This window comes from Methylobacterium oxalidis, from assembly GCF_007992195.1.
GTDB lineage: Bacteria > Pseudomonadota > Alphaproteobacteria > Rhizobiales > Beijerinckiaceae > Methylobacterium > Methylobacterium oxalidis.
This window is the reverse complement of record NZ_BJZU01000033.1, coordinates 76,688-94,415: the sequence shown is the minus strand read 5'-3', so window position 1 is coordinate 94,415 and position 17,728 is coordinate 76,688. Positions and strand designations below refer to the sequence as shown.

Genomic DNA, 17,728 nt, shown 5'->3' with positions numbered 1-17,728 from the left:
CGATGCCCAGCGTCTACGAGATGGTGAGCGGCATCGGGAAGAGCTTCGGCGATTCCTACACGGCCGCGCGTAAGCAGGCCCTCGAGGAAGAGGCGCCGGACCTGATCACCAACCTGATGAGCGCCTACCAGGGCGGCTCGACGGCTCCGGCTGCTGTCGCGTCCGCGCCGGCCGCCGCTGACGCCGCATCGCCGCGATCCACCCCGACCTTCGTGGGCCTGAGCGGCTCGGCCCCGTCCGTATCGCCGAAGCTCGCCGGGTCCAACGCCGACTTCATCTCCGCGATGATGCCGCACGCGATCGAGGCCTCGAAGGCGACCGGCGTCGACCCGCGCATCATCCTGGCGCAGTCGGCGATCGAGACAGGCTGGGGCAGGTCGGCCCCGGGCAACAACTATTTCGGGATCAAGTCGCACGGTTCCCCTGGCGGGAACACGCTGGCGACCACCGAGGTGATCGATGGCGTCCCGACCCGCGTGAACGACAGCTTCCGGGCGTTCCCCTCCATGGCGGCGAGCGCCGCGGGCTATGCCGACTTCATCAACGCCAATCCCCGCTATGCTGGCCTGAAGGGCGCGCAGGGACTGGAGGCGCAGGCCGACGCCCTGCAGCGCTCGGGCTACGCGACCGACCCGAAGTACGGCGCCAAGGTGCTCTCGATCGCCCGCGGGATCCCGCAGGCTGACATGCCGGCGCCCGACGCTCAGCCGGCCGGGTTCCAGATCCCGGGCCAGCCCGTGCCGGCGGCCGCCGCGCCCGCTGCGCAGGGCTTCGCCGGGTTCGGCTCGCCCGCGGCCCGGATCACGCCGCAGATGCAGACCGCCCTCACCGCGGCGTGGCGCAACCCGGAGACGCGCGCCTTCGCGACCCAGATCTACGGCAACCTGCTGAAGGGGAAGGAGAGCGCGTGGTCGCTGACCACGATGGGCGACCAGCCCGTGCTCTTCAACCAGTCGACGGCGCAGATCATCCCCATGGGCCAGGGCAAGCGGCAGACCGCGACGGTGGGCGACACCGTGGTCGACGTGACGAACGGGCAGCCGATCTACAAGGCCGAGAAGGACGACAAGTTCACCTATCAGAGCATGCCGGGCGTCGGCATGGTGGCGCTGCACCCAACCGACCCGGACAAGTCGCGGGTCATCATCGCCGGTCAGCAGCCGCGGCCGATGACGCCTGAGGAGCGGACCGCCTACGGTCTGACCGCGGATCAGCCGGCCGGGATGGGCGCCGACGGCAAGCCGTTCGGCATCGGCAGCGGCAAAACTACGGTCAACGTCGACACGAAGGGCGCCGGCAAGTTCTCCGAGAAGGCGAACGAGCTCGCGGCCAAGCGCTACGGCGAGATGGTGGAGGCGGCCGACCGGGCCGTGCCACTGCGCGCCGACATCGAGACGCTCTCGAACTTCGCCGCCCAGATCAACACGGGTCGCCTCGCCGAGGCCCGGCTCGGCCTCGCGCAGTACGCGAACGATGTCAGCCTCACCTCCATCGCCAACAGCCTGACCGGCGGCAAGATGGGCGAAATGGAGGCCTTCTCGGCGCTCGTCGACAAGCTCACCCCGCAGATGCGCGTGCCGGGCTCCGGCGCCACGTCGGACCGCGAGGGCGCGGCCTTCAAGAACTCTCTGCCGTCGCTCCTGAAGAGCCAGGGCGGCAACGCGATCATCGCCGACACTTTCCGCGGGCTGGCGGACTACCAGGCGGCCGCCGGCGAGATCGCGGGCAAGGCGCTGCGGAGCGAGATGAGCCAAGCTGAGGCCGATCAGGCGATCCGCGCCCTGCCGAGCCCCTACACCCGATTCCGGGAGTACCAGGGCGCGCAGAAGGGTAGCCAGCCGGGCGCGCCGACTGTCGCGAAAGACGCGGACCGCACGCCGCTGCCGGACGGCTACAGCGCCGGCCGCGCCATCTCCGAGGCCAAGGCCGCCGTGAAGGCGGGCAAGGACAAGGCGGTGGTCGCCGAGCGGCTGCGCGCCTATGGGATCGACCCGAAGAGGCTCGACGACTGATGGGGCTGTTCGACGACGTGCCCGACGCGCCGCAGGCGGCCTCGGGCGCTGCACCCGCGAAGAAGGGCGGGCTGTTCGACGACGTGCCGGAGGCTAAGGCCGCCGAGCCGTCAATACTCAGCCGTGCCGCCTCGACCGTGGGCGACGTCGTTCAAGCGGCGGGCGCGGGGCTGATCAAGGGGGCGGCCGGCGCGGTCGACTTGCCCCAGACGCTCTACGGGCTCGCCGATGCCGGAGCCGGCGCGGCGGCGCGTGGCGTGATCCGAGCCTTCGGCGGCACGCCGAACTCGGACCTCGGCGTCGACACCCGCTCGACCAGCAGCATCCCCTCGCCGTCCGACTTGCCGAAGCCGGGCGAGACCGCGATCCACGGCCTCGAGGCGGCGACCCAGCCGCTCTACAAGCCGCAGACCGTGGCCGGCGAGTACGCTGGGACGATCGCGGAGTTCCTGCCGGGCGCGGGCGTCGGCAAGGTCGCCCAGGAGGGCGCGAAGGCCGTGGCGAAGCAGTTTGCCAAGCACGTCTCCGCGCCGGCCGTCGCCAGCGAAACCGCTGGGCAGGCCACGAAAGGCACCGAGCTTGAGCCGTGGGCACGCGGTGCTGCGGGCCTCGCGACCGGCGTCGGCATTGCGGTGGCGGGCCGCCCGGGCGCGGCCGAGCGGATCTTCGACCGATCCGCGGGCAAGCTGGCCCCGGACGAGTTCGGGCAGGTCCAGCGGCTGATGACGGACGCGCAGGCGCGCGGTGTCGATCTCTCCTGGCCGCAGGCTCTCCAGAAGGTGGTCGGGCCGCGCCGCATGGGCGACGTGCTCCGCGTAGTCGAGGGCGAGGGCGGCCTCGCCGAGTTCTTCACGAAGCAGGCGCGGCAGATCGAGGACGCCGGTCGGGCCGGTCTCGACACGATCGCGCCCGCCGGCGCCACGCCCTCGCAGGTCGGCGAATCCGTGCAGGCCGCGGCGCGGGCCGGCGTCGCCGGCACGCCGGAGGGGCAGGCCGTGATCCGCGCGACCCAGGCGGCCGGCCCGCGCGTCACGCCGGACCAGGCCGGCCAGGTGATCCAGCGCGAGATGCGCGGCGTCGCCGACGCCCGCGAGGCTGCCCGGCAGGCGCAGGCGAATCCCGACTACGCCGCGGCCCGCGCCGTGCCGGAGGAAGTCGGCGTCGAGCGCACCGTCACGGTGGAGCGCCCGGGCGAGCCGGTCGTCACCCAGCCGCAGTACAGCCGCCCGCAGTTCACCGACGCGGCGCCCCGCCCACTCGACCCGCCGCCGACCGTCGAGGCCGGCGCCTCGGCCGGCCCGGAGAGCCTCGCCCGCTTCATCGCCCGCAACGGCGGCATCGATCTCGGCGGCGACGCGCGCGCCACCGACCTCCACCGCTTCAACATCCCGGGGCTCGGCAACGTCTCCCGGGAAGGCGGCAAGTCGATCGACAACTTCTGGCGCGAGCACCTGATTGAGCACGGCTACCTGAAGCCCGATGCGGACGGCGGCGCGGCGCGCGACATCACGAACGAGCTGCTGCGCAAGCTCCAGAACGAGCAGCGGGGCGTGCCGTCCTATCCGATCGGCGCCGAGCGGCAGGCCGCCTCCGCCCGCTCCCAGGCCGGGCAGGTCCTCGACGAGTACCGTGCCGCGCTGTCCCAGGCCGAGAGCCGCCTCGACGGCGATCTCGCTCGGGCCGGCGTCGATCCCGCCTCGGTGCATCCCGACATCCGCGAGCGGGTGCTCGGCGCCCTGATGCGGGGCGAGGAGATGGACGCGCTCGCCGCCTACGAGCGGACGGTCGGCGCGATGCGAGAGCCGCCGGCACCGCTTGTGAAGAGCACGACGGTCACCGAGGAGATCCCGGACGTCCGGTTCGGGCAGGTGAACCCGCAGAACGCCCTCGACGCGATCGACGAGCAGCTGCGCACCGCGAAGGGCGACGTCCGGCGCGCGCTCCAAGAGGCCCGCCGCGACCTGTTCGGACCCGGCGGCGAGACCGACCTCACCGTCGAGGGGCTGCTGCACGCGCGCGAGCGCCTCGACCAGCAGATCGACGCCGCCCGGGATCTCGGCGACAAGACCAAGGTTCGCGACCTGGAGATCGCGCGCCGGTCGCTCGACGGCGAGCTGAAGGCGGTGCCTGAGGTGGCAACGGCCGACCGGAACTTCGCGGCCAACTCGCGTCCGCTGGAGCCCTTCGCCGGCAACACCCCTCTCGGCCGCGTCGTCCAGCAGGATCCGCGCACGAGCCGCATGGCGAAGCCCGCCGAGCAGGTGCCGGGCGAGGTCCAGGGCGCTACGGCTGCCCGCGAGTTCTTGGCCAACGCGACGCCGGAGGCCCGCCGCGCTTTTGAGGGCCGCCAGGTGACCCGCATCCTCGACGAGGTGAGCGGGTCGGACGGCGGCGCCACCGAGGCGAAGATCCAGGCGGCGATCCGCCAGAACGAGGACCTCCTCAGCCAGATCCCGGAGGCGCGGGCGAAGCTCACCCGTCTCGCCAACGCCCATCAGGCCCGCGAGGCGATCGAGCGCTCGCCGCTCGGCCGTATCGCGAAAAGCCCGAAGGTGAAGGAGGCGATCGCGGCCCTCTTCCCGTCGAAGCCCGTCGAGGGATCGGCGCGCGAGGTGGACGCCGCGGTTTCTGCCGTCGCCCGCAGCAACCCGCTTGCGGCTCAGCAGCTCGTGCGCACCTACCTCGGCACCGAGTTCGCCGAGGCGACGCAGAAGGTCGGCGGCAAGCCGAACCAGACGGGCGGTGCCCGGTTCGCCACCGCGATCCGCGGCAACGGCCTCCAGCGCGAGAGCTTGGAGGCGGCGGTCCGTGCCCTGCCGAACGGCGAGGCGATCAACTCCGGCTTCTCCCGTCTCCTCGACATCATGGAGGCGACGGGCGAGCGTCAGGCGATCGGCTCGAAGACGACCTTCAACACCGCGTTGCGCGAGGAGCTGAAGGACGGTGGCCTCGTGAAGTCGGGCGCCGGTGCGGCGGCGACAGGCGGTTTGAAGCTGCCGAGCCGCATCATGGCTCGCCTCGACGAGTGGCAGGCCGGCAAGAATGTGGACCGGCTCGCCGAGCTGATGACCTCAGCGGAGGGCGGGCGGCGGCTGGCTCAACTCGCGAACGCCAAGCCGGGCGCGTCCACGATCGCCCTGCTCGACCGCCTGACTCGCATCACGGCGCGCGCGGCGCAGTCGGGCAACCGCGCGTCCGGCGCGGAAGGGGAGCCCCTGCAACTCACCGTGCACCCGTCGCAGTAGGCGGAAGCACCAGTCCCAGAGGTTGGTGAGCAGAGCCGTCGCGAACGCCACGATGCAGGTGGCGAAGAAAGCCATCACGAGCCACGCCAGCGGGCCCGAAAGGCGCGGATCGGGCCGCGGGTCTGCGTTGCCCATCATCAGCCACGTGAGGGCAAGGATGGCGGCGGCCTGAGCGATTATCCAGAGAGCGCGGGTCATCTGGCCCGCCCCGTCCGCGCCACTGCCGGATCGGTTACTGCCCTCGCCAGCACCGCGCTGATCCCGAGCGTCAGGGCGGCCAGTGCGAACACCTCCAGCTCTGCGGCGAAGATGCGCCCGCTGAGACGCGTCATCGGCCACACAGTCATGAGCAGACCGACGGTCGGTGCGGCGAAGACGACGGTGCAGAGTGGGGCGAGAAGCCAGCGGGACATGGCGGGACGGTACGCGAACCGCGGCTCGCATGCCATCTCTGGGCTATCCCACGTCCATGCACCGCGCGTGGTGACGACAATCGTAAGCACGGCGAACGCAGCCCGCTTCGACTGTCGTGCATATCATTTCAGAAGCGCAACCCTAAGTTCGTTGACGAACAACATACCGCTCCAGCAAAAGGCCAAGTGTGAGTGAAGTCAAAGAAAAAAGAATGACGTACATATAATCTACTTTAACGCCCAAGTTCGGATAGTAGCCCAGCCTGACCCACTCCACGATCTGAACGGCTGGGTTATACTTCATTATCTCATATAGCTCTTTTGGCAGATAGCTTGGCAGGAACATAGTGCCTGAAGCTATGTACATAACAATACTGAAAAGCTGGTAGCCCATGAGCCATGCTGGGAAAAATGAAATAATACCAATATTGACTGTACCAATCCCAATTCCCAATAAAATCGCTGCGCAGTAGCCAGAAATCGCTGTAATCGGATCCGCAGGAAATGGATTTACTCCAAACGCAGCGAGAATAGCCATTACCGTTAGTAATCCAAGGAATCCCGTGACTATTTCAACGATTATTCTGGCAAACACGACATCAATAAGCTTTACCTGAGGATAGTAGGTTAGCGGCCTGTTCATCATGACCGCTTTCATCACTTCTCTTGAGATGTACTGGAATATCAGAACGGTCACGCAGCCTGATGCGAAAAACAAGGCCCTGCTGTCCCCGATAGGCGCGGGCACCTTCCGGAACACATATACGCTGACAAGTATAAAGACGTGAACGACGGGCCACAGCACTACGACGGCGTAGCCCAGATGAGAGCCCCCGAATCTCGTTCGCATGTCGCGCAGCATAAGTGCATGCAACACCCGCAGGTAAGCTTCCGTTGGGCTTCTTTTTCCACTCTGGATGGCTTGGCCGGCGCTCATACGTTCCTCGCGAGGACTGCGAAGTCAGGGCCGTTGGATTCCCTACGATCAAGTCCAAAGTGTGAACTACCGGTCTTCGTCGATCGGACTTGACCCGACGGGCGAACCACCGCAAACCGCCACCGTCCCGAGACGTGCGCGAGCCGTTCGCCGCCTGACCCGAGCCCCGCCCCCGAGCGGGGCTTCGTCGTTTCCGGAGCCCTCCATGACGATCTCCTGGCCGCTGTCGCGCCAGCAGGTGCTCGACGCCGACGGGCGCCCGCACCTCGTGCCGCGCGCCTACTTCTACGCGGCCGGCACGACGGACCCGCTCACGGTCTACGCCGACCCCGAGCTGACCGACGCCCTGCCCTGGCCCGTCGTGGCAGACGGCTTCGGCCGCTTCCCGCGCGTCTATCTGCCGGCCGGACTCTACCGGGAGGAGGTCTGCGGCGCCTACGACGAGCCGCTCTGGAACGATGATGGGCTGGGTGAGGCCGTGGCCACCGATGGCGGCACCGATCCGGATACGATCGATCCGACGGCGATCAACACGACCGGCGACGTGGTCTGGCGGATGGACGCCTCGATCAAGCCCGGCTGGGTGCGGATGAACGGCCGCACTGTCGGCGGGGCGGGCTCGGGCGCGACGGAGCTCGCCAGCGTCAGCGCCCGGGCGCTCTACCTCTACCTCTGGAACACCTTCGGCGATGGAATCGCGCCGGTCACGGGCGGGCGCGGCCAGAACGCGGCGGACGATTTCACGGCCGGCAAGCCGATCGCCGTGCCGACCATGCAGGGCCTCGTCGCGGTCGGCCTCGACGACATGGGGTCCTCGGCCGCGAACAAGATCCAGACCTCGACGAACCTGACGCTCACGGCCGGGCAGGTCACGGCGACGGTGGCGGACGGCTCCCGCATCACCCGCTACATGATGATCACCGCGGCGGGGGTCCCGGCCGGCACCTACGTGTCGGACCGCAATGGCAACACGATCACGATGTCGGCGGCGGCGAACCCGGGCTCGACCGGCACGGTGGCGGCGCGCTTCTCGATCTTCGGCGACGCGCAGCTGCCGGGTCAGACCGGCGCCGATGACATCCAGGACCTCGCACTGGGGAACCTGCCGGCGGACTTGCCGGACGGCCAAGTCACGGTGAACTACCCGAACGTCACCGACACCTACTACCCGAACACCGTGCCGATCGGGTCCGGCGGCGGCACCGCGGTGACGGCCGTGGCGCCTGGAGTCGCGGTCAACACCCAGTCGACGCCGCCCACCCCCTACAACGTGCCGATCAGCAACCCCGGCGGCGGGGTGCCGATCTCGACCCTGCAGCCGGGAAGGCTCGGCACCTTCTACATGAAGATCTGAGCATGCCGGCCTTCCTGAACACGCTGCGCTCGGTCCCGCGCCGCGGGCAGTGGCGCTTCCGACAGATCCTCCGCGGGCGCCGCGCCGACGGCCGGGTCGATGTCACCGATGCCGGGCTGATCGACTTCTCGACGGTCTCGGCGGCCATGCTGACCGTGACGCCGCGGCGGCCGCGCTGGTGGGACCTCGGGCTCTGCGCGGGGCAGGCTTGCGAGCCGGCGCCGGTCCTGACCGCGTCCTATCCAAACGGCATCCTGGCGCTGGCCACGCTCGGCATCGTCGAGGCCGTGTTCCCGGACGGCTGGGCGCGCTGCATCCCGCCCGGCCTCTACGACGTGCGGATCGCCGTCACGATCGGTCCGGAGACGGCCGAGATCTTCGACGAGCCCGTTCGGCTCGTCTGAGCCGCCGTGCCCGCCCTGCCTGCACCGGCCCGCCCTCAACCGGCGGGCTTTTTCGTGCCCGGAGCCCGCATGTCCGCCCCCCCGCAGTCGCCCAACTTCCCAATCGACGTGCGCGGCGGGCGCCGCATCACAGTCAACCGCGTGGGCGGCACCGCCCTGCGCGTCGACCTCGAGGACGGGTCGTTCGACAACGACGCGCTGGCAGCGATGCCGGCGCTCACGCTGAAGGCGAACCCGGCCAATGGCGCGGGGCAGCCGCAGGACGTGACGCCCAACGTCGCCAAGCAGGTGCTGGGGCTGAACAAGGTCAGCAACACCACCGATGCCGAGAAGGCCACCGAGGGCAATCCGGTCGGCGACGCGATCAAGGGCGCGAAGGTCTACGCGCAAGCGGGCACGGGTGCGGTCAACAAGCTGATCGCCGAGAAGCTGCAGGGCATGTACGTCCTGCCCGAGGAGTTCGGCGTGGCTGCTCCCGATGGGGATGCAACAGCCGGTTTCAACGCGGCGGCCGCGACGGGTCGGAAGGTGCTGCTCCTCGAGCGGCCCTACAAGGGCACGCAGTTTGTCATGCCGTCCAACACCCAAGGGCTGGTCGGGCTCGGCGATAACTCGGCCCTCATCGGCGGCTACGGCGGCGACGCCGCCAATCACATCCTGGTCGTAGGCGACGGCACCAACGATCACTGGAACGGCGTGTTCGAGAACTTCAAGTTCGCGTCGCTGGTCAATCGCACCGGCGGCTCGGCCGTGCTGATGCAGCGGACCCGCAACGCCACGATGCGCAACGTGCGCCCAGGCGACCTGAAGGACCTCTACAGCGGCGCGGCGACCGGCAAATTCCTCTTCAACGGTGTGACCTGGATCGATTTCTACCATGCCCGCATGACCGGCTGCGACATGGCCGGCTTCAACAACGACGGGCTGACGATCGCAGGTCCGAATTTCGGGGCCGAGTTCACGTGGGACGGCGGGGCTGAGATCATTCAGTCCGCTCGTCACGCCGTCCACGTCGCGGGCGGGGCCGGCGGCGTAAAGTTCCTGTCGGGTGGCGCAGCGCTGGCGCGCAACGGCCTCGTCACCAGCACGGCTATGGCGCCCGGCAAGCCGAACCCGCAGGTGTTCTCGGGCTCGCAGTTCAACTGGGACACCTGCATCGACTATGCGGTGCTGATCAATTCGGCGAGCATCATCGATTTCCTGGCCGACACGCTCTGGATCTCGTCGAGCGGCAAAAACGCTCTCAATGCGCCGATCGCGGGCGCGGTCGGTTGCGGCCTCACCGTCGCGGACGGGCAGGTCGCGGGTGCGATCATCGACATCGGGCGTCTGGCCGCCAAGTTCTGCACTGGTACGGCTGCCGTGTTCAGCGGCGGCATCTGCCGTGTCGGCGGCGGCGAAGCCTCGTTCAACAGCGGCAACGGCGTCGCCGTGAACGGCACCGTCGTCAGCTTCAAGGCCAACGACATCAGCGCGATCTACAACACGGCCTACGGCTTCTATGCGGATCCTGCCCTTGTGACGGCAGCCAAGGCCGGTACGAAGCAGCTCACGCTGCGAGACATCGAGGCTTTCGGCAACACGGCCGGCAATAGCACCGGGCTCTCCGGCGCTCCGACGGGCGCCTACTCGGTGCAGGGCTGCATCGGCCTGCCTAATGCGTGAGGACGGACATGAAGCTGACCATCGAAGGCGACGCAGTGCAGATGGCCGGTGATGCGCGCACTCCGGACGATCCGTCCTGGCCGGCGTGGCTCGCCGCAGCCCATGAGCTGCCGCATTCCGAAGTCGGAGCGGTGCATCAGATCGGCGCGGCTTCCGCTTGGTTCCTGATGACCTCGGGCGGGCGCGTCGTGCTGCTCGAAGGGGATTGGCTCGTGCGAGATGCGGGAGGTGAGCTGCACCGCTTCAGCGATGCCGCGCACCAGCGGATGGCCGCTGGCTGAGAAGCCCTCAGAACGCTGACCACCCAAGCCGCCTTCGGGCGGCTTTTTCGTGTCCGGAGGCCGCCCGCCATGCCTTTCGCCGACGCCGAGGCCTGACCGGCCTCGCCTCCCGACGTGTCGCCCATCCTGGCCGCCCTGTGCGGCCCTTTCCTTGTCTGCGGGACCCCTACCATGGCGTTCGATCTCGATCGCGCCGCGTTCTTCGACGCGGTGCGCCGGCAGCCGTTCAGCGGTCACCTGACGCAGAGCCAGGTCAACGGCATGTCGGCGATCCTCGATGCCTGCCCGGCCGACCTCGGCGTCGAGAAGACCGCCTACTGCCTCGCCACCACCTTCCACGAAACGGCCCGCACGATGCAGCCGATCGAGGAGTTCGGTCGCGGCAAGGGCAGGAAGTATGGCCCGACCGGCTTCTGGGGCCGCGGGTACGTGCAGCTGACCTGGGAGGCGAACTACGCCAAGGCCACGAAGCGCCTGCGCGCGCTCGGCTTCCTCAAGGCCAGCGAGGATCTCGTGAAGACGCCAGCGCTGGCGATGCGGCCCGATGTGGCGGCCGCGATCATGTTCTACGGTATGGTCGAGGGCTGGTTCACCGGCAAGAAGCTCGCGGACTACTTCGGGCCGGGCCGGACCGACGCGGTAGGCGCACGGCGGATCATCAACGGCACCGACTGCGACAAGCTCATCGCTGGCTACCAGGTGCAGGTCCGAGCGGCACTCTTGGTCTCGGTCCGAGTCCCCGATCCGGCCCCGCCGCCGAAGGCGCCCGACCCGCTCACGCCCATGACGGGCAGCGTCGAGCCGGCGCCGAGCTCTCCTCCTAAGCTTCCCTCCCAGCCCGCCTTGGGTGGGCCTTCTTCTGCGCCCTCCCCGGCCGAGCCCGGCTTTTGGTCGCGGATCCACATCTTCCTCTCGCGCAAGGCGGCCTGACATGAACCTGATCCAGCGCCTCAACGCGCGCCTCGTCGGCTTCCGCGTCTACCTGCTCGCCGTCCTGTTCTCGCTGCCGGACGTCCTCAGCGCCCTGGTCGGCTTCGACTGGAATACCGTGCTGCCAGCTGGGTACGAGGGCTACGGCACCCGAATCGGCGGCTGCCTGATGCTAGCCCGCCTCGTCCTGGTGCCGATGCTCAAGAGCCTGCGCGACGCGGCGCGCGGGCCCGACGCGGGCGCCCGCTGATGTGGGCATTCGTCGCCAAGCTGCTGCTCGGCCTGCCGGGCATCGCGAACGGCGTCGTCGAGGTGCTGAAGAAGCGGTCCGACACCGAGCTCGCCAAGCACCAAGCCGACATCGGCGCCGACGTCGCGGTGAACAACGCTGCGATCTCGGCCTACGTCGAGGAGCGGCGGGTGATCGCGGGCGAGCGCGCCGCGCAGCGGGAATCCTGGGCCACGGCCTGGATGATCCCGACCGCGTTCGGGCTTTGCATGATCCACTTCGGCGCGATCGTCCTCGACTCGACCTGCCACTTCAACTGGGCCGTGGCGAAGCTGCCATCGCCCTACGACAAGATGGAGTGGTCGATCGTCATGGCGGTGATCGGCGTCTCGGGCGTGGCCGCGACCGTCCGCAAGGTCTTCTCCAAGTAGCACCTCTCCCGCCTCGAAGAGGTGGGCCACTCCGCGCGACCGGAACACCGGCGCGCCCATCCTGGCCTGTGGGGGCCTCACGACATGGACACCTCGTTCCTCGCGCCCGGCCCGATCACGTGGCCGGCCCTCGTCGCCTGCATCGCGGCGCTGTGGGGGCTCGCAAAGGCGGCCGACTGGGCGTTGGCCAAGCTGAAGACGGGCACGCGGGAAGCAGTCTCACCGCTGACCATCGACATGTCCGCGGCCAAGATCGAGATCCGGCGGCTTGAGGACACCCTCAACGCCTTCAAGGTCGAGGTGGCTCAGAAGTACGTGACGGGCGACGTCATCAGCCGTCTGGAGCACCGGATCGACGACATGGTATCCTCGGTGCGGAGCGAGATGAAGGAGACGCGCGACGCAATGCTGAAGGCCTTCATGCGCCGGCCGGAGTGACGCGCTGCCGTTGACATCTGTTAACAGCCCTCAGGCGCCCCCGGCTTCGGCTGGGGGCGCCTCTGCGTTTAGGCGCGCCTAGGCCAGCCGAAGCGTCCTTTGGCCTGCCTCATAGGCGCCGCTGAGACGGCCGGTTCAACCGGTGCCGGCTCTTCAGTCCACGTCGCTCCATCATTCCAGTCGATGTTGCCCCGTACGATCTTGCGGCCTGTGCCTTCATCAAGCAGGCCACCGGTTCGATTGCAGGATAGATCGTTGCCCGTGATGCGATACCGGTCCGTCGATCCGGCCTCGACTCTGATGCCGTAGTCCTGGCAGAAGCGTGGGAAGAGTTCCGTATCGCCAATAATGTTGTCGATAATCTTGAAGTGATCAGCACGCGAAACGACGCGGACCCCATCATGCTGCCCCGGCGACGGATGGCCGTTACCGGCTACTTTACAGGTTTGGATGGTCCAATAATCCGCGTGGTCGATGTGGAAGCCGTCCTCATGGTTCACGAAGCTATGGGCGTCGATGAAGTCGACACCAAGGATGCTTGCTCCATCAGGACCGATGAAGTCTGAGCCTTTAATACGAACGCCGCAGCCGAAGTTCGAAGCATACCAGTCGCCAAGGCTCCGAACCCGCCGCACCCGACCCTCGCCTACGGCCTCGATACGGAGACCATCTTCAAGGCAGGTGTCCCACGAACACGATCGAGTCCAGATGTGCTCAACCTGCGCGCGACCGGGCATCCGCGGCGCCTCGAACGAGTCGGAACGCAGTAGCAATCCAGTGCCGCACTGGTAGGCGTCGATCGAATCGATGGTGGAGAAACCACTGTTGCGGATCTCGACTCCAGCCCGGCTTTTGAGGCTTGGATTGCCGCGGATGATGCCGTGATGGATCCAATGATCGTTGCTGTCGGCATCCCCGTCGATAAGGATGCCGACGCCGTCGACCTGCGGTGAGCGGATGTCGAACTTGGAGAGATCCAGGATCGTCGTGTTGGACAGATGGAAGCCGATGAAGGGCTCGTTCATCACGATCCGCTCCATCGCCACCGTCTGCACGGTGTCGAGATGAACGTAGGCGCCCCCGGTGCGCGGGTGATTGGCGCTCTTGAAACAGACGTCGCGCAACGAGAAGCCATGGAGGTGGCGGCCGTCCTGTGACGCAACATGGATGGCATCGCGCATCGGGTCATGTGAAAGAAGGACCGTTGATTCTGGTCCATCGCCAAAGATACCGATCCCTGATTTTGAAACTCTCAGAGTTTCTTCAATGTTGTAGACGCCGGCAGGTATGTATACTGCCCCTCCGATTGAGGAGGCTTCGGCGGCATCTATGGCGGCTTGGATTGATGGATAGTCTGCTACGCTGAACATGCGATTCCCTTTGCGCCGAGGGAGAGCACGATTTCTTGGTACGGTGTCAACCTATGCGAGCAATCTGCCGCGGAGGAGCCGGAGCCGAGAGGTATCAAAGTGACCCGGATGCAACGGCAGGTTGAATGCGTGCATAGGGCATGATGAAGCGGCCCCGGCGAGGCCGCCCGCCGCCACCGCCTCACGGTCCCATGTTCAAACTCGTGCGGTGTCGATGTCGCTATTCGGTAGCCGCCGCCACTTCGGCTGCTGCTTCGACCCGCCTCGCTCGGCCAGCCCGCGCCGCTCCAGCGCCTCGCAGATCCGCTCGGCCGCGGAGGTGCGCTCCCGCCCCGGAAGGCACGCGTCTCGAGCGATGGCGGTCGGCGTGGCGAACTGGTCGGTCAGCACCTCGAGCACCTTCCTCGTCTGCACCGGTAGCGGACGCTGCATCGTCTCAGCCACCCTGCAGGCTCTCCGCGAAATCGTCCGGCACCTCACCGAACTGCGCCAGGATCGTCGCACTCTCCAGCTCGCCGGTCTCGTCGTCGGCCACGATCTTGAGCGCTGCGGTACCCGGCATGCGGCCTGCCATCGCTTCTGCCTTCTTCATAGCGCCACTCTCAGTTCCGGCCACTTGGCGATCGCCCGGCACGAGCCGCTTTCGCTTCAGCACGAAGGTCTGCACCACGTAGGTCGTTCTCATCGCCATCGTCGATCCGATCCGCACTCTGCAGCAGGCCCAACAGCCTTCGCTGCCTCATCTTTCTGACCGCCGTCCACAGGCGTGCACAGGCTCGAACAACGGCAGACGGACTTCGGATTGAACCGGAGCCTCCCATCCTGTTTGTTCCTCGTATGTTCCTATACGGGGAGACGGATGGGCGTCTATCGCGTGAGCGGTGGCAGCGCTGGCGGCCAGGGCCTCATACAGGTCCCAATCCTCGGTCAGTGCCTTTGCGCCGGCTTCCCATCCCCCGCTGACGACTTCCTGGAGGGAGCGCTCGAGCTGCCGCGCTGGCTCGCGCCGAACCCGCCGGCCACCTTCGCTTGGAACATCTCGGGCGACTCCATGAGAGGTGCGGGCATCTTCGATCGCGACCTCGCCGTCGTGGATCGCAGCCTCAAGGCCGGCCACGGCAGCGTCGTCGTGGCGGCCGTCGACGGCGAGATGTCGATCAAGCGCTTGGTCATCGACGGGAATGTGCCGCGGCTCTCCTTCGACAACCCGGATTTGCCGGCGTTCGCTGTCCAGGAGCTCGCGGAGGCCGAGATCTGGGGCGTCGTGCGCTTCTCGATCCGCTGGCACATCGCGCGCGCAGGCCTCGTGCGATGACGCGCTCCATCGCCCTGATCGACGGCAACAGCTTCTACTGCTCCTGCGAGCGGGTGTTCGACCCGAAGCTCGCGGGCGTACCCGTCATCGTGCTCTCGAACAACGACGGCTGCGCCATCGCCCGCACCGCCGAGGCCAAGGCCCTCGGCATCCGCATGGGCGAGCCGTACTTCAAGATCCGCGACATGTGCCGGGCCCAGGGCGTGCGGGTGTTCTCCTCGAACTACACGCTCTACGGCGACATGTCGGCGCGCACCAACGCGGTCTACCGCGACTTCGCGAAGGCCGTGGAGATCTACTCGATCGACGAGAGCTTCCTCGACCTCTCGGACGTGCGCGAGCGCGACCGGCCCGAGCTCGCCCGGGATCTCCGCGCCACGGTGAAGGCCTGGACCGGCATTCCCACCTGCGTCGGCATCGGTCCGACGAAGACGCTTGCCAAGCTCGCCAACCACATCGCCAAGAACATTCCTGACCTCGGCGGCGTCTGCGATCTCACCGACGAGGACGAGCGAGCGGCGTGGCTCTGCCGGGTGCACGTCGGCGAGGTCTGGGGTGTCGGGCGGGCCTCGCTCACCAAGCTCGAGGCGATGGGCGTCGACAGCGTTGCGGACCTGCGAGATCTCGACCCGCGGCCCGTGCGCAAGGCCATGACCGTGGTAGGCGAGCGCATCATCCACGAGCTGCGCGGCCTTTCCTGCCTGCCGCTCGAGCTGATGCCAGCACAGCGGAAAGGCTGCGCCGTGACTCGCTCCTTCTCGTCCCGGATCAGCGACCGCGAGACGATGGAGCAGGCGGTCTCCGCCCATGCCACACGGCTCGGAGAGAAGCTCCGGCGCGGTGGCCTCGGCACCTCGCACGTGACGGTCTTCTACCACACCAGCGAGCATGACTGTGGCGAACCGATGCGGTCGGTCTCGACCACCGTGACGCTGCCGGAAGCGACGAACGACACGTTGGCCTTGATCAAGGCCGCACGGCTGGGTGTCGCCAAGACGTGGCGTGAGCCGAGCGAGCGCGCGTGGCGCTACAGCAAGGCCGGCGTGGTCACGACGGACCTGATGCTGCTTGAGGCAAGCCCACGCGCTTTGATCGGCCGGCTCGATCGCGAGCGCTCTGAGCCGCTGATGGCAGCCATGGATGCCTGCAACGCGCGCTTCGGCCGCGGTACGGTCGTGCCGGCGCGCGCGGGCGTGGAGAAGAAGCGCGACTGGAGCACGAAGTTCGAGATGCGGACGCCGCGCTACACGACGCAGCTGTCCGAACTACCGACGGCAGTCGCGTGAGCGAGCCCGCCGCTCAACGCTTCTCAGGCCGCGCTAGCAGGATTGCCGTGCGCACCGCGGCCCGCTTCAGGTGCTCGGTGGCGTTGGGGTTGGCGGTCATGACCTTCGCCCACTCGTGCGCCTGCACGGCCTCGGCGAGATCCAGCCCGTAGCCCTCGCCCATGACGAACAGCGTCGTGGCTGGGTCCGCCATGTAGGTTTCGACCGCGGCGCGCACGTCATCGTCGGTGACGGCCTTCGCCTTGAAGAGGTCGCCGACTGTCCTGTCCTCAGGCACGGCGCGCCTGCTCCCGTGCTAGAGCCTTCAATGACTCGACGTACAGCGGCACCGACGCTGGCGGCACGATGAAGCCCTCGCTGCGCCGCCACTCCGCGCGCTCGGCGATCTCGCGCAGCTCCCGCGCGGTGTAGCTGTCGACGGGGCGGGGTTGGGTCTTCGCGGTCATGGCCCGAGGATAGGGCTCACCACCTAAATTCCCAGACCGGGATCCCAACCGGTCGGCCCGGCGTGTTCCGGTAGTAGGTGACGAGTCCCTTCTTCATCTCGTCGGCCGAGAGCCCGATCACCTTCTGGCCGCTCAGCATCAGGGAGCCGCAGTGGTCCGCTCGAATTGTGCCAGCGGTCGGGTGCACGCCGAAGAGGTCCGTGACGCTCCACCCGAGATCCAGCGCCTCGGCGCCGAACCGGTCGAGGAAGTCAAGGGCATTGTCGTACATCGGCAGCCAGGCTGTCTGCGACAGGCCGGGGCACGGTGGCGACGAGGGCTTGAGGCGCGAGAAGGCGTCGCGCCACGTCTGGACCTGGGACGGGACGAGCTGAAGGGCTGGCGAAGCGGTCATGGATCCTGGCGGCTGAGCGTGAGGCGCCGGGCATACGAGGAGGGGGGGGGCTGAGCCGCTATGTCCGCGAGAACACATTCGGCTTACGCCAATTGAGCGGGGTGACACGGTAGGGTTGTATAGCCAAGGCTATGACCACCTGGGGAGGTGGTTGATGAGCGCGCTCTTGATGACGGTCGGCGTGGGGATTGGTGCCTTCGCACTTATTCGCGAACCAGGGCGGGAGAACCTAGCCTACGTCGGGTTCGCTCTCGTCGGGATCGGCATCCTCTTGCTGAGGTGACGACGCAGTTTTGCAGCCGAATCCTCTGCTGCTACCTGGCGCAGCGTCGCTATGGCGGGGCAGTCACAGTTCGATCGGCGCACGCCGCAACCGAAAAAGCCTTTGGCAAATTGCCTCTAAGTCATTGATTTAGCATGGTTCAGTGATCGGCCTTTTTGCAGAATTATCGTTTGCTCTCAATGCTTGCGTCTAGCTTGAGGTGCTAGTCCCGCGAGGGGTGGAGGTTCGAGTCCTCTTGGCCGCACCAACCTGATCCGTATTCAGGATCAGGCAGACGTTTCTATCGCAAAACTGA

Annotated in this window: 20 protein-coding genes; 12 read left to right on the top strand and 8 right to left on the bottom strand. The window is 67.5% G+C overall.

Annotated elements, in window-relative coordinates:
- The first annotated feature begins 2 nt into the window (after positions 1–2).
- On the top strand, positions 3–2,012 hold the full coding sequence (locus tag MOX02_RS10205) for a glycoside hydrolase family 73 protein (RefSeq protein ID WP_147025684.1): 2,010 nt from the start codon (positions 3–5) through the stop codon (positions 2,010–2,012).
- Positions 2,012–5,257 (top strand): hypothetical protein, encoded by a 3,246-nt coding sequence (locus MOX02_RS10200; protein ID WP_147025683.1) that lies wholly within the window; start codon positions 2,012–2,014, stop codon positions 5,255–5,257. Before MOX02_RS10205 ends, MOX02_RS10200 begins: the two co-directional genes overlap by 1 nt.
- A gap of 194 nt (positions 5,258–5,451) precedes the next feature.
- Here MOX02_RS10200 and MOX02_RS10195 read toward each other — a convergent pair whose 3' ends face one another.
- Positions 5,452–5,706 carry a hypothetical protein gene (locus MOX02_RS10195; protein WP_147025682.1) on the bottom strand — a complete coding sequence of 85 codons (255 nt, stop codon included), beginning with the start codon at positions 5,704–5,706 and terminating at the stop codon, positions 5,452–5,454.
- A gap of 106 nt (positions 5,707–5,812) precedes the next feature.
- Complete coding sequence (locus MOX02_RS10190; RefSeq protein WP_147025681.1) at positions 5,813–6,607, bottom strand: ABC transporter permease; 795 nt, start codon at positions 6,605–6,607, stop codon at positions 5,813–5,815.
- A gap of 205 nt (positions 6,608–6,812) precedes the next feature.
- Between MOX02_RS10190 and MOX02_RS10185 the strand changes: the two genes are divergently transcribed.
- The 8 genes from MOX02_RS10185 (at position 6,813) to MOX02_RS10150 (ending at position 12,339) form a co-directional block, all read left to right on the top strand.
- Positions 6,813–7,961, top strand: a complete 1,149-nt coding sequence (locus tag MOX02_RS10185) for a hypothetical protein (protein ID WP_147025680.1) — start codon at positions 6,813–6,815, stop codon at positions 7,959–7,961.
- 2 nt (positions 7,962–7,963) lie between these two features.
- Positions 7,964–8,365: a hypothetical protein gene (locus tag MOX02_RS10180; protein ID WP_147025679.1), complete on the top strand. Its 402-nt coding sequence runs from the start codon at positions 7,964–7,966 to the stop codon at positions 8,363–8,365.
- A 69-nt stretch (positions 8,366–8,434) separates the two neighbouring features.
- The gene (locus tag MOX02_RS10175) at positions 8,435–10,030 is read left to right on the top strand and encodes a hypothetical protein (protein ID WP_147025678.1); all 1,596 of its coding nucleotides are present in this window, start codon (positions 8,435–8,437) and stop codon (positions 10,028–10,030) included.
- An 8-nt stretch (positions 10,031–10,038) separates the two neighbouring features.
- Entirely contained in the window at positions 10,039–10,311 is a 273-nt protein-coding gene (locus MOX02_RS10170) for a hypothetical protein (RefSeq protein WP_147025677.1), read from the top strand.
- Between the two features lie 171 nt (positions 10,312–10,482).
- Positions 10,483–11,241, top strand: coding sequence for a hypothetical protein (locus tag MOX02_RS10165; RefSeq protein ID WP_147025676.1), 759 nt, complete (start codon positions 10,483–10,485; stop codon positions 11,239–11,241).
- 1 nt (position 11,242) lies between these two features.
- On the top strand, positions 11,243–11,491 hold the full coding sequence (locus tag MOX02_RS10160) for a hypothetical protein (RefSeq protein WP_147025675.1): 249 nt from the start codon (positions 11,243–11,245) through the stop codon (positions 11,489–11,491).
- Complete coding sequence (locus tag MOX02_RS10155; RefSeq protein WP_147025674.1) at positions 11,491–11,901, top strand: hypothetical protein; 411 nt, start codon at positions 11,491–11,493, stop codon at positions 11,899–11,901. The genes MOX02_RS10160 and MOX02_RS10155 overlap by 1 nt, the downstream gene beginning before the upstream one ends.
- Before the next feature lie 84 nt (positions 11,902–11,985).
- A complete protein-coding gene (locus MOX02_RS10150) occupies positions 11,986–12,339 on the top strand; it encodes a hypothetical protein (RefSeq protein WP_147025673.1) in 354 nt (117 codons plus the stop codon).
- 68 nt (positions 12,340–12,407) lie between these two features.
- Here MOX02_RS10150 and MOX02_RS10145 read toward each other — a convergent pair whose 3' ends face one another.
- The 3 genes from MOX02_RS10145 to MOX02_RS10135 form a co-directional block, all read right to left on the bottom strand.
- Positions 12,408–13,709 (bottom strand): glycosyl hydrolase family 28-related protein, encoded by a 1,302-nt coding sequence (locus MOX02_RS10145; protein ID WP_147025672.1) that lies wholly within the window; start codon positions 13,707–13,709, stop codon positions 12,408–12,410.
- Positions 13,710–13,904: 195 nt separating this feature from the next.
- Positions 13,905–14,153, bottom strand: coding sequence for a hypothetical protein (locus MOX02_RS10140; protein WP_147025671.1), 249 nt, complete (start codon positions 14,151–14,153; stop codon positions 13,905–13,907).
- Positions 14,146–14,400: a hypothetical protein gene (locus MOX02_RS10135; RefSeq protein ID WP_147025670.1), complete on the bottom strand. Its 255-nt coding sequence runs from the start codon at positions 14,398–14,400 to the stop codon at positions 14,146–14,148. Before MOX02_RS10135 ends, MOX02_RS10140 begins: the two co-directional genes overlap by 8 nt.
- A gap of 168 nt (positions 14,401–14,568) precedes the next feature.
- Between MOX02_RS10135 and MOX02_RS10130 the strand changes: the two genes are divergently transcribed.
- Both MOX02_RS10130 and MOX02_RS10125 read left to right on the top strand, forming a co-directional pair.
- Positions 14,569–15,024 carry a LexA family protein gene (locus MOX02_RS10130; protein ID WP_147025669.1) on the top strand — a complete coding sequence of 152 codons (456 nt, stop codon included), beginning with the start codon at positions 14,569–14,571 and terminating at the stop codon, positions 15,022–15,024.
- Entirely contained in the window at positions 15,021–16,310 is a 1,290-nt protein-coding gene (locus MOX02_RS10125) for a Y-family DNA polymerase (RefSeq protein WP_147025668.1), read from the top strand. The genes MOX02_RS10130 and MOX02_RS10125 overlap by 4 nt, the downstream gene beginning before the upstream one ends.
- A gap of 13 nt (positions 16,311–16,323) precedes the next feature.
- On the opposite strand, the gene MOX02_RS10120 is transcribed toward MOX02_RS10125, so the two are convergent.
- From MOX02_RS10120 to MOX02_RS10115, 3 genes are read right to left on the bottom strand one after another with little or no spacing between them, the layout of a single operon-like run.
- Complete coding sequence (locus tag MOX02_RS10120) at positions 16,324–16,587, bottom strand: hypothetical protein (RefSeq protein WP_147025667.1); 264 nt, start codon at positions 16,585–16,587, stop codon at positions 16,324–16,326.
- Positions 16,580–16,756 (bottom strand): hypothetical protein, encoded by a 177-nt coding sequence (locus MOX02_RS31145; protein ID WP_170267785.1) that lies wholly within the window; start codon positions 16,754–16,756, stop codon positions 16,580–16,582. The genes MOX02_RS10120 and MOX02_RS31145 overlap by 8 nt, the downstream gene beginning before the upstream one ends.
- 16 nt (positions 16,757–16,772) lie before the next feature.
- On the bottom strand, positions 16,773–17,150 hold the full coding sequence (locus tag MOX02_RS10115; RefSeq protein WP_147025666.1) for a hypothetical protein: 378 nt from the start codon (positions 17,148–17,150) through the stop codon (positions 16,773–16,775).
- Between the last annotated feature and the right edge of the window lie 578 nt (positions 17,151–17,728).

Bases quoted from the DNA above. Each gene is read 5' to 3' on its own strand.
- MOX02_RS10175 (WP_147025678.1), top strand. From the start codon at position 8,435: ATGTCCGCCCCCCCGCAGTCGCCCAACTTCCCAATCGACGTGCGCGGC.
- MOX02_RS10195 (WP_147025682.1), bottom strand. From the start codon at position 5,706: ATGGCATGCGAGCCGCGGTTCGCGTACCGTCCCGCCATGTCCCGCTGG.
- MOX02_RS10125 (WP_147025668.1), top strand. From the start codon at position 15,021: ATGACGCGCTCCATCGCCCTGATCGACGGCAACAGCTTCTACTGCTCC.
- MOX02_RS10115 (WP_147025666.1), bottom strand. From the start codon at position 17,150: ATGACCGCTTCGCCAGCCCTTCAGCTCGTCCCGTCCCAGGTCCAGACG.
- MOX02_RS10205 (WP_147025684.1), top strand. From the start codon at position 3: ATGCCCAGCGTCTACGAGATGGTGAGCGGCATCGGGAAGAGCTTCGGC.
- MOX02_RS10170 (WP_147025677.1), top strand. From the start codon at position 10,039: ATGAAGCTGACCATCGAAGGCGACGCAGTGCAGATGGCCGGTGATGCG.
- MOX02_RS10160 (WP_147025675.1), top strand. From the start codon at position 11,243: ATGAACCTGATCCAGCGCCTCAACGCGCGCCTCGTCGGCTTCCGCGTC.
- MOX02_RS31145 (WP_170267785.1), bottom strand. From the start codon at position 16,756: ATGACCGCGAAGACCCAACCCCGCCCCGTCGACAGCTACACCGCGCGG.
- MOX02_RS10150 (WP_147025673.1), top strand. From the start codon at position 11,986: ATGGACACCTCGTTCCTCGCGCCCGGCCCGATCACGTGGCCGGCCCTC.
- MOX02_RS10145 (WP_147025672.1), bottom strand. From the start codon at position 13,709: ATGTTCAGCGTAGCAGACTATCCATCAATCCAAGCCGCCATAGATGCC.
- MOX02_RS10200 (WP_147025683.1), top strand. From the start codon at position 2,012: ATGGGGCTGTTCGACGACGTGCCCGACGCGCCGCAGGCGGCCTCGGGC.
- MOX02_RS10165 (WP_147025676.1), top strand. From the start codon at position 10,483: ATGGCGTTCGATCTCGATCGCGCCGCGTTCTTCGACGCGGTGCGCCGG.
- MOX02_RS10135 (WP_147025670.1), bottom strand. From the start codon at position 14,400: ATGGCGATGAGAACGACCTACGTGGTGCAGACCTTCGTGCTGAAGCGA.
- MOX02_RS10155 (WP_147025674.1), top strand. From the start codon at position 11,491: ATGTGGGCATTCGTCGCCAAGCTGCTGCTCGGCCTGCCGGGCATCGCG.
- MOX02_RS10130 (WP_147025669.1), top strand. From the start codon at position 14,569: ATGGGCGTCTATCGCGTGAGCGGTGGCAGCGCTGGCGGCCAGGGCCTC.
- MOX02_RS10185 (WP_147025680.1), top strand. From the start codon at position 6,813: ATGACGATCTCCTGGCCGCTGTCGCGCCAGCAGGTGCTCGACGCCGAC.
- MOX02_RS10190 (WP_147025681.1), bottom strand. From the start codon at position 6,607: ATGAGCGCCGGCCAAGCCATCCAGAGTGGAAAAAGAAGCCCAACGGAA.
- MOX02_RS10180 (WP_147025679.1), top strand. From the start codon at position 7,964: ATGCCGGCCTTCCTGAACACGCTGCGCTCGGTCCCGCGCCGCGGGCAG.